Raw genomic sequence first — 9,141 nt, forward strand, 5'->3', positions numbered from 1 at the left:
ATCACGGCGGGCACGGCAAGGCCAGCGTCCAGAAGCGCCAATGCGGTGCGGTAGGCGTCGTCATTGTTGGTGACGATGACGGTGCGGTCGCCGGGGCTGACGGCCCAGTTCACGACATAGTCGCGCACGGCCGAGGCCAGCATCACGCCAGGAATGTCGTTGCCTGCAAAGCTCAGGGGCCGTTCGATCGCACCCGTCGCAGTGACGATGTGACCGGCGCGCATCCGCCAGAGGCGATGGCGCGGACGGCCGTCACCCGGCGTATGGTCGGCGATGCGTTCGTACATCAGCAGATAGCCGTGGTCGTAAAGACCCGAGGCAATCGTCCGATTTCGGATCGTGACATTTTCCATACCTTCAAGGGTTTGGAGCGTTTCCTTCACCCAAGCGTCAGCCTCCTGGCCTTCGATCTGCACGCCATCCACGACGGCGCGGCCACCCCAATGGGCGGTCTGTTCGATCAGCCAGACGCGCTTGCCCTGTTTGCCCGCCGCCAGAGCGGCTGCCAGACCGGCAATGCCGCCACCGACGATCACCAGATCGGCGAAGGCATAGGCGTATTCATAGCGGTCCTCATCGCGGCCATGCGGCACGCGGCCAAGGCCTGCGGATTTGCGGATCACCGGTTCAAAGACATGTTTCCACGCGAAACGCGGGAACATGAAGGTCTTGTAGTAAAAGCCCGCAGGCAGGAACCGCGCCAGCTTGTTGTTGATGGCACCGACGTCGAATTCAAGACTCGGCCAATGGTTCTGGCTGGCGGTGACGGCACCGTCAAAGAGCTCGGTCGTGGTCAGACGCTGGTTCGGTTCAAACCGGCCGCCCTCGCCCAGACCGACAAGGCCGTTCGGTTCTTCCGCGCCCGATGCGATCACGCCGCGCGGGCGGTGATATTTAAACGACCGGCCGATCATCAATTGATCAGCGCCCAGAAGTGCGGAGGCCAGCGTATCGCCCGCATAACCTTGCATCTTCCTGCCGTTGAAGGTGAAGGACATCGCCTTTGCGCGGTCGATCAGGCGGCCGCCATTCTGAAGACGCGTGCTCATTTATAGCCCTCCCAGTTCGGGCGCTTCTGTTTGATCTTCGCCTGAAGGTCGGCAGGCGGGGACGAAGTCTGCGCAGGATATGTGCCGAAGACTTCCAGCGTCGCGGTGCAGCGGGCGGCGAGGAACCACTTGCCGCAGCCATAGGCATGGCGCCAGCGTTCAAAGTGTACGCCCTTGGGGTTCTTGCGGCTGAACATGTAGCCGTCGAATTCCTCGTCCGAGGAGCCCGGGCCATAGCGCTTCAGATGCGCCTCACCACCGGCCTGCAATTCAGTCTCGTCGGCCTTCACGCCGCAATAGGGGCATTCAAGGGTCAGCATGATACACCCTCCATGATGTTGCGTTCACAAAAAGTTCTCACCGGATATTGAAATACCTTGTTAACCTTCCCACATAGCCAAGACCATGAACGGAAAGGGAACACCCCATGAGTAAAGTTGGGACGGTGGCTTTTACAGGTCAGAGCGGCACCGAATACGGCTTTGATGTTTATTCGGTCGACACACAGTTCAACGACGTCAGCGCAGTCTACGCAATGTCCACGCGAAAAAACGACAGCGGAACGTACAAACACAGCGTGAACTACATTGGAGAAAGCGGCGAGCTTGGGACGCGGTTGGCAGAACATGAAAAGTGGCCTTGTGCCACCACGCATGGAACCAACGCTATCTGCGTCCACCGGATCAACGGAGACACTGCACGCTTGAAAGTTGAGGCCGATCTTCGCGCGCGTTACAACCCGCCGTGCAACAAGCAGTAACGTCGCCGCAGTTTCCGTGGCGTAGATTGTGAGGGGCAGCATCAATGCGCCACCCCCGCGGCGACGCTTTCGTCGATGAACTTGCCTTCGCGAAAGCGGTACATGGAAAACTCCTCGGCCAAGGGCGATTGCCCCCGCGCCATCAGTTCCGCCATGGCCCAGCCGGACCCCGGGATCGACTTGAAGCCACCGGTGCCCCAGCCGCAATTGACGAAGATGCCCTCGACGGGCGTCTTCGAGATCAGCGGTGAACGGTCGCCGGTCATGTCGACGATGCCGCCCCATTGCCGCAGGTTCTTCAGACGCGAGATCATCGGGAAGGTCTCAACCAGTGCCCGCACGGTTTCCTCGATATGGTGGAAGGACCCGCGCTGGGTGTAGTTGTTGAACCCGTCGGTGCCGCCGCCGATCACCATTTCACCCTTGTCGGACTGCGACATGTAGCCGTGCACGGTGTTGGCCATCACGACCACATCCATGCAGGGCTTGATCGGTTCCGACACCAGCGCCTGAAGCGCGAGGCTTTCAATCGGCAGGCGGAACCCGGCCATCTCGGCCAGCACGGAGGAATGGCCCGCGACGACCATACCGAGCTTGTCGCAGTCGATCGCGCCTTTCGACGTGTCGATGCCCACAACCTTGCCGCCCTCGCTCCGCACGCCCGTCACTTCGCATTGCTGGATCACATCCATGCCCATCTGCGAACAGGCCCGCGCATAGCCCCAGGCCACGGCATCGTGCCGCGCGGTGCCGCCCCGCGCCTGATAGAGCGCGCCAAGGACCGGATAGCGCGGCCCTTCGATATTCATGATCGGCACCAGCCGTTTGACCTCGGCCGGTTCGATCCAGCGGGTTTCGACCCCTTGCAGGTTGTTGGCATAGACAGTGCGCTTGTAGCCCCGTACCTCATGCTCGGTCTGGCCCAGCATCAGAAGGCCACGGGGGGAGAACATGACGTTGTAGTTCAGGTCCTGAGACATCGTCTCGTAAAGCGAGCGGGCCTTTTCGTAGATCGCGGCAGAAGGGTCCTGCAGGTAGTTCGAACGGATGATCGTGGTGTTGCGGCCCGTGTTGCCGCCGCCCAGCCAGCCCTTTTCGATGATAGCGACATTGGTGATGCCGTAATTCTTGCCGAGATAGTAGGCGGACGCCAGACCATGGCCGCCGGCGCCGACGATCACGACGTCGTATTTCTTCTTCGGTGCGGGCGAGCCCCAGGCGCGTTCCCAGCCGAGGTGATAGTTCATCGCCTCACGTGCGACGGCAAAAGCCGAATAACGTTTGAACCCCATGCGAATCCCCTTTCCGGCGTGGTGACACCTTTGGCGGCTTGATGGATCGGCGGCGCGATGGCAACACTCATCCAAGCGTCGCATTTCAGAAAAATACGACATTCCCACCGGTATGCGGCATCGCGTCCCGCCTTGCATAGGGGCTTTACCCTTTCAGACCGGTGCCGAAGGGCTTAGATGAAGCCAATCACGGGGGGGCTGCATGCTATTCTGGATCGTCTCGCTGGCTATTGCCGCCGTTCTGTCGGCAGGTTTGTTGCGCGCCTATTTCAAGGTGGGCGGGCCTGCGGCCAATGCCGACCTTCAGGTCTATCGCGATCAGCTGGCCGAGGTGGACCGCGACGCCGCGCGCGGCGTGATCGGCGAGGGCGAAGCAGAACGGACACGGGTCGAGATTTCGCGCCGGATCCTTGAGGCGGATCAGGCAGGCAGGGCATCCGAGGCTTTGGGGCGTGGCGGTCTGCTGGTTCCCTCGGTGCTGATCGGGGCGGCTGTGGCCGGGGCAGCGGGGCTCTATCTCTGGCTTGGTGCGCCGGGTTACCCCGACCTGCCCATCGCAGATCGCAAGGCGCGGGCCGAGATGTTCAAGGCCGAACGCCCGTCACAGGCCGAGGCCGAGGCTCAGACACCCCTGCCGCCAGCACCGGAACCCGACGCCGCCTATGCCGACCTCATGGGCAAGCTGCGCAATGCTGTCGCGGACAACCCCGACGATCCGCAGGGCCAGCGGCTTCTGGCGCGGAACGAGGCGGGGCTTGGCAATTATGCAGCGGCGGCCACGGCACAGAGCAGGCTGATCGCGCTTCTGGGCGGTGAGGCGACGGCGACGGATTACGCGACTTTGGCTGATATCTATGTGCTGGCCACCGCCGGTTATATTTCGCCCGAGGCCGAACTGGCGCTGAACGCGGCGCTGGAACGTGACCCGAAGAACGGCACCGCGCGGTTCTATACCGGCCTGATGTGGGCGCAGACCGGGCGACCGGACCTTGCCTTCCGCTTCTGGCAAGCCTTGCTGGAAGAGGGCCCGGAAGAGGCGCCATGGATTGCACCGATCCGGGCCCAGATCGATCTTGTCGCCCGGGCCGCAGGGGTGGATTACACGCCCCCCGCCACCAAGGGCCCGGATGCGGGTGACATCGCGGCGGCGTCGGAAATGTCCACCGAGGACCGGCAGGCGATGATCAGGGGCATGGTCGAGGGGCTGGCCGACCGGCTGGCGACCGAAGGTGGCCCGGCCGAGGATTGGGCGCGGCTCATCTCATCGCTCACCGTTTTGGGCGAGACGGAGCGGGCCAAGGCCGTCTGGGCTGACGCGCAAGGCGTCTTTGCGGACCATCCCAACGAACTCGCAAAGATCCGTGCGGCAGCGCTTCAGGCGGGGATCGCGGAATGATCTGCGAGGCGATGGAGGATTTCGCGGCCGCCCTGCCCCGCGACCGGGCCCTGGCGGGGCTCGACCTTGGCACCAAGACCATCGGTGTCGCGGTCTCGGACCGGCGCCTGTCGGTGGCCACGCCGCTTGAAACGATCAAACGCACGAAATTCACCGCCGATGCCAATGCATTGCTGGTGATCTGCGCCAAGCGCGAGATCGGCGGCATTGTCCTTGGCCTGCCACGCAATATGGACGGCAGCGAAGGGCCGCGCTGCCAATCGACCCGCGCCTTCGCCCGTAATCTGGAGCGTCTGACCGAGCTGCCCATCACCTTCTGGGATGAACGCCTGTCGACCGTCGCCGCCGAACGCGCCCTGCTTGAGGCGGATACGACACGCAAACGTCGTTCCGAGGTGATCGACCACGTCGCGGCGGGGTATATCCTGCAAGGGGCGCTCGACCGGATCGGGCATATGAGGCGGACATCATGAGCGACGAGGTCTGGAAGCGGCAGGAGGTGGACAGCCCCTGCATCAAGATCTGCACGATCCATCCGGCCGAACGGCTGTGTGTCGGCTGCCTGCGCTCAATCGATGAGATCGCCGGTTGGGGCCGGATGAGCCCGGAGGAACGTCAGGCGGTCATGGCAGAGCTGCCCGCGCGCGCACCGCGTCTGCGCCAGCGCCGGGGCGGTCGCGCCGCGCGAACCGGGTCCGGCCTCTGACCGGTTCCTAAGGCGTTTCGTGCAAATCCAGCGATTGAGGTTCTGCGCGAAACGCTTCAGCGCGGGAATGACAGGTTCTTCGTCGTGACTTCGACCAGTGTCGGGCCTTCGGCTGTGCGTGCGCTGCGGATCGCCCCGGCCACCGCATCCGCCTCGAACCCAACCCGGTTGAAAGGCATGCCGCAGGATTGCGCGACCCGTTCGAAATCCGGCGGCGTCGGATCGCAGCCCACAACCGAAACGCCCACGGCCTGCATTGATGTGGCGATTTCCTGATAGCCGTGATTGTTGAAGATCACGAAAGTGATCGGCAGTTTTTCATCCACCGCACACATCAGTTCGGGCAGGCTGAACTGCGCCCCGCCATCGCCCGCGATGCAGATGACCGGGGCGTCCTTGGCCGCGATCGAAGCCCCGATGGCGGCGGGAATGGCGTAACCCAGCGCGCCAAAGCCGGTGGCGGCGTTGAACCAGCCGCCGGGCCGGTCGTGATCGTGGTACAGGTTGCCCGCATAGATCGGCTGGGCAGAGTCCCCGACCATGACGGAACCGGGCACGGCATCGCGGATGGCGGCGAGCATATCGCTCAGCGCCTGCATCTCTGGCCCGATCTCATCATAAGCTGCCCGGCGGGCCTGTTCTGCCCGCGCCGCGCCGCCCTTGCCGTTGGTGGCAGAGATGGCGTCTTTCAGCGCTTCCAGCGCCGGTCCCGCATCTGCGTGGATCGACAGAGCGGCCGGATGGCGGGCCAGTTGGTCAGCGCAGATGTCGATCCGGATCAACCCCTGCATTGGTGTCATGGTGCCGGTGCTGTACATGTCGTAGTCGGTCGGCCCGAACTCGGTGCCGACGGCCAGCACCGCATCGGCCCCCGCGATCAGGTCCCGAACCGCCTGCAAACTCGGGCTGGCCGGAACGCCGAGCGGGTGGCCAAACATGACCCCGCGCGCATTCGTCGTCTGTACGACCGGCGCATCAAGGCGTTCTGAGAGCGCCCGGATCAGATCCCGCTGGCCACGCGCGCCACCGCCGACCAGGATGACCGGTGCGGCCGACCGGCTCAGCCGATCGGCAGCTTCGGCGATTTGCCCCGCATCCACCGGCGCGGAGGCCGGCGGCCCACCAGCACTGGGCAGCGATTGCGCTGCAAGCCCGGCCACATCCAGCGGTACCTCGATATGAACGGGGCCCGGTCGCGCGCCCTGCATCATGGCAAAGGCGCGGTCCAGCGCGCCGCTCAGTTGCCCCGCCTCTTCAATACGTTCGGAGGACAGCGCAACAGTCCGCATCATCGCCCGCTGGTCGGGCAGTTCGTGCAGATGTCCAATGCCCCGCCCCAGATCCGCACGGGCATTCACCCCTGAAACCACCAGCATAGGCACGGAATCAGCACGGGCCTGCCCCATCGCCGTCAGCGTATTGGTCACGCCCGGACCGGTGATCACAAAGGCCACGCCGGGCCGCCCGGAGACGCGGGCATAGCCGTCGGCCATGAAACCCGCCCCCTGTTCGTGGCGCGGCGTGACATGGCGGATGCCCGATGCCGCCAGCCCGCGATAAAGCTCGACCGTATGTACGCCGGGAATGCCAAAGATGCAGTCCACACCGCGTGCGGCAAGTCCGGCGACAAGCGCCTCGCCGATACTGGTCATGCGGTTTGTTCCAGAAACTGCTCGGCATGGGCGACGATCCGGTCACAGGCCGTGTCGAAGTCAACGTCGTTGACCGTGAGTGCAACCCGGACCCAGGTATCGAGCGAGGATCCGAATGACGCCCCGGGCATGACCGCGACCTGTTCCTGCTCCAACAGGTGCAGCGCGTAATCGTTGCCGTTCATGCCTGTGGCCGCAACATCGACCAGTGCGAACATCCCGGCCTGCGGGCGGTGCACCTTCAGGGCGCTATCCCGCGACAGACGGTCATGAAGGCGCCCCGCCCGATCCGCAAACCGACGCCGCATACCCGGCGCGACCTCGGACCCTTGTCGGATCGCCTGTTCGGTCATGTCGGCAATGAAGGGCTGATTTCCGAACAGCATGCTTTCCGACAGGGGCAACAACGCGTTTGTGAACGCAACCGGCCCCACGGACCAGCCGCTGCGAAATCCGGGGGCCGCATGGGATTTTGAGATCGACGACACGACAATGACCCTGTCAGCCAGCTCTGGCACCGAGAGCGGCGAGGCGAACTCAACACCGTCAAAGATCAGATCCTCATAGACTTCATCCGAGACGATCCAGAGGTCATGCTTGATGGCAATCCGGCCGATGGCGGCGATATCGTCCGGCGTCAGAACCGCCCCGGTCGGATTGTGGGGTGAGGTCAGAAGGATGGCGCTGCTTCGCGGCGTGATGCGGGCCTCGATATCCTCTGCCACGATACGAAAGCCATTTTCGGGGCGCAGCGGCACCGGCACCATATCGGCACCTGCGGCACGGATCACGCCTTCATAGGTAGCGTACATCGGATCGCCCACGAGAACCTCGCACCCGGCCTCTGCCACCCCCATCAGCACCGCGTAAAGTGCCGTCTGGGTGCCGGGAAAACACAGGATCTGATCAGATGAGATCGGCTGACCGGTCCGGCGGGCATAACGGGCGGCCAGCGCATCGCGCAAACCGCGCTCGCCCCGTCCGCTGGAATATCCGGTCCTACCCTGTTTCATCGCATCCGTGACAGCGTCGATCAGACCGGAAGGTGTGGCCACATCCGGCTCACCGATCGTCATATCGATGATCCTGTGTCCCTCTGCCACCTGATCGCGGGCTTTCTGGTAGACTGTCCACTTGGCGCCGCCCAGACCGGCCAGCCGCCGGGTTACATCCGTCAGCCTCATCGCTGCTCCTCCGCCACCGCCAGATCCACCCCGATGATCGCACTGACCGATTTCAGCCCGATCGCAAGCAGTTCCTCGGCGCTGAACGCATCTGGCAATGCACCGCCTTCCAACCACAACCCGTCGAGCACCGCATTGCTGGCAATCGCCAGTCGACGCAATTCATCGGCATCCACATCGCGACCGGCCTCGTGCAGCACGGCCGCGATCTGCGCTTCAAGCTGATTACGAAAACCGTGATAGGTACGTTCATGGATTTCGCGCATGCGCGCATCCCCCGGCACCTTGTTGAGAAACCCGGCCCAAAGCATGACGGCCCCGGGATCAAGCACCGGCGGCGTCAGAGTGGCTGAGACGAATATCGCAAGCCGCGAGCGCGCAGTCGATCCATCCCGCCCCGCGCCTGCCGAAGCGATATCGGTCATCCGGCGCATGTGGTATTCATAGGCGGCAAGCACCAGATCGTCCTTTGACGAAAAGTGATGCCTGATAAGACCTTGCGTAACCTCTGCCCGGCTCGCGATGGCCCGCACCGTCGCCCCGCCGATCCCCTTTTCGGCAATCAGGGACAGAGTCGCCTGAATAAGCGACTCGCGGCGCTGTTCGGCCGGCTCACGTCTGAATTTGGGTATTGTATCAATCACGGCCACCTACCCTTAATATACATTGGTATAATTAAGGGAAATAACGCAATTGTGCAAGTAATATTGGAAGGATTACCCAGCCGGGCAAGGAACGGTTGTCCGAATTTGGATTTTTGAAAGGTTAGGTTAAGTAAATTCGCCACCCAACCAGAAATTTATCCCATCCGGACATTCAGGACGGAAATATGCGATGATCCGCCCCTCGGGCGGTACCTTTGCCCCATCCTGCCACGGGCTGACCCCGTGAAGGGCCAGCCGATGGATCAGCACCGCCTCGCCCGGAAGCGCGTGCACCACGACCCGCTTGCAGGTTTGAAAAACCTCGCGCCGTGCGGCCTGATAGATCTCGGTCACATCGGTATCGGACCAGTCCGACACGCGGGCCCCTGCAAGCGCGCTGCGAAAGGCGCGCGCCATGATCCGGTGACTGCCCTCCCACACCACAGGCGGGCTTGCCC

General features: G+C 63.3%; 10 protein-coding genes and 1 pseudogene. 4 read left to right on the forward strand and 7 right to left on the reverse strand.

Annotation, left to right across the window (positions count from 1 at the left end):
* Together WBB85_RS02460 and WBB85_RS02465 are read right to left on the reverse strand one after the other, a co-directional pair.
* Positions 1-1,049, reverse strand: a 1,049-nt coding sequence (locus WBB85_RS02460) for a 2Fe-2S iron-sulfur cluster-binding protein (protein WP_432637038.1), incomplete at its 3' end; no start/stop codon positions are given.
* The gene (locus WBB85_RS02465; protein ID WP_432637039.1) at positions 1,046-1,369 is read right to left on the reverse strand and encodes a sarcosine oxidase subunit delta; all 324 of its coding nucleotides are present in this window, start codon (positions 1,367-1,369) and stop codon (positions 1,046-1,048) included. The genes WBB85_RS02460 and WBB85_RS02465, both read right to left, overlap by 4 nt.
* Positions 1,370-1,476: 107 nt before the next feature.
* Here WBB85_RS02465 and WBB85_RS02470 point away from each other — a divergent pair, with 107 nt between their 5' ends.
* Positions 1,477-1,809 carry a hypothetical protein gene (locus tag WBB85_RS02470; protein ID WP_432637040.1) on the forward strand — a complete coding sequence of 111 codons (333 nt, stop codon included), beginning with the start codon at positions 1,477-1,479 and terminating at the stop codon, positions 1,807-1,809.
* Positions 1,810-1,850: 41 nt separating this feature from the next.
* Here WBB85_RS02470 and WBB85_RS02475 read toward each other — a convergent pair whose 3' ends face one another.
* On the reverse strand, positions 1,851-3,101 hold the full coding sequence (locus WBB85_RS02475) for a sarcosine oxidase subunit beta family protein (RefSeq protein WP_432637041.1): 1,251 nt from the start codon (positions 3,099-3,101) through the stop codon (positions 1,851-1,853).
* Positions 3,102-3,303: 202 nt separating this feature from the next.
* Between WBB85_RS02475 and ccmI the strand changes: the two genes are divergently transcribed.
* From ccmI to WBB85_RS02490, 3 genes are read left to right on the forward strand one after another with little or no spacing between them, the layout of a single operon-like run.
* Positions 3,304-4,497: a c-type cytochrome biogenesis protein CcmI gene (gene ccmI, locus WBB85_RS02480; protein WP_432637042.1), complete on the forward strand. Its 1,194-nt coding sequence runs from the start codon at positions 3,304-3,306 to the stop codon at positions 4,495-4,497.
* Positions 4,494-4,970, forward strand: coding sequence for a Holliday junction resolvase RuvX (ruvX, locus tag WBB85_RS02485; RefSeq protein WP_432637043.1), 477 nt, complete (start codon positions 4,494-4,496; stop codon positions 4,968-4,970). The genes ccmI and ruvX overlap by 4 nt, the downstream gene beginning before the upstream one ends.
* The gene (locus WBB85_RS02490) at positions 4,967-5,203 is read left to right on the forward strand and encodes a DUF1289 domain-containing protein (protein WP_432637044.1); all 237 of its coding nucleotides are present in this window, start codon (positions 4,967-4,969) and stop codon (positions 5,201-5,203) included. Before ruvX ends, WBB85_RS02490 begins: the two co-directional genes overlap by 4 nt.
* Before the next feature lie 56 nt (positions 5,204-5,259).
* Here the strand turns inward: WBB85_RS02490 and WBB85_RS02495 are convergent, their stop codons facing one another.
* The 4 genes and pseudogenes from WBB85_RS02495 to WBB85_RS02510 form a co-directional block, all read right to left on the reverse strand.
* Positions 5,260-6,855 carry a 5-guanidino-2-oxopentanoate decarboxylase gene (locus tag WBB85_RS02495; protein ID WP_432637045.1) on the reverse strand — a complete coding sequence of 532 codons (1,596 nt, stop codon included), beginning with the start codon at positions 6,853-6,855 and terminating at the stop codon, positions 5,260-5,262.
* Positions 6,852-8,039, reverse strand: a complete 1,188-nt coding sequence (locus tag WBB85_RS02500) for a pyridoxal phosphate-dependent aminotransferase (RefSeq protein ID WP_432637046.1) — start codon at positions 8,037-8,039, stop codon at positions 6,852-6,854. The genes WBB85_RS02495 and WBB85_RS02500 overlap by 4 nt, the downstream gene beginning before the upstream one ends.
* On the reverse strand, positions 8,036-8,683 hold the full coding sequence (locus WBB85_RS02505) for a TetR/AcrR family transcriptional regulator (protein WP_432637047.1): 648 nt from the start codon (positions 8,681-8,683) through the stop codon (positions 8,036-8,038). The genes WBB85_RS02500 and WBB85_RS02505 overlap by 4 nt, the downstream gene beginning before the upstream one ends.
* A 126-nt stretch (positions 8,684-8,809) precedes the next feature.
* Positions 8,810-9,141: pseudogene (locus WBB85_RS02510) on the reverse strand (hypothetical protein); the annotation flags it as partial.

The sequence above is a fragment of the Albidovulum sp. genome (genome assembly GCF_049646345.1).
Taxonomy (GTDB): domain Bacteria; phylum Pseudomonadota; class Alphaproteobacteria; order Rhodobacterales; family Rhodobacteraceae; genus Albidovulum.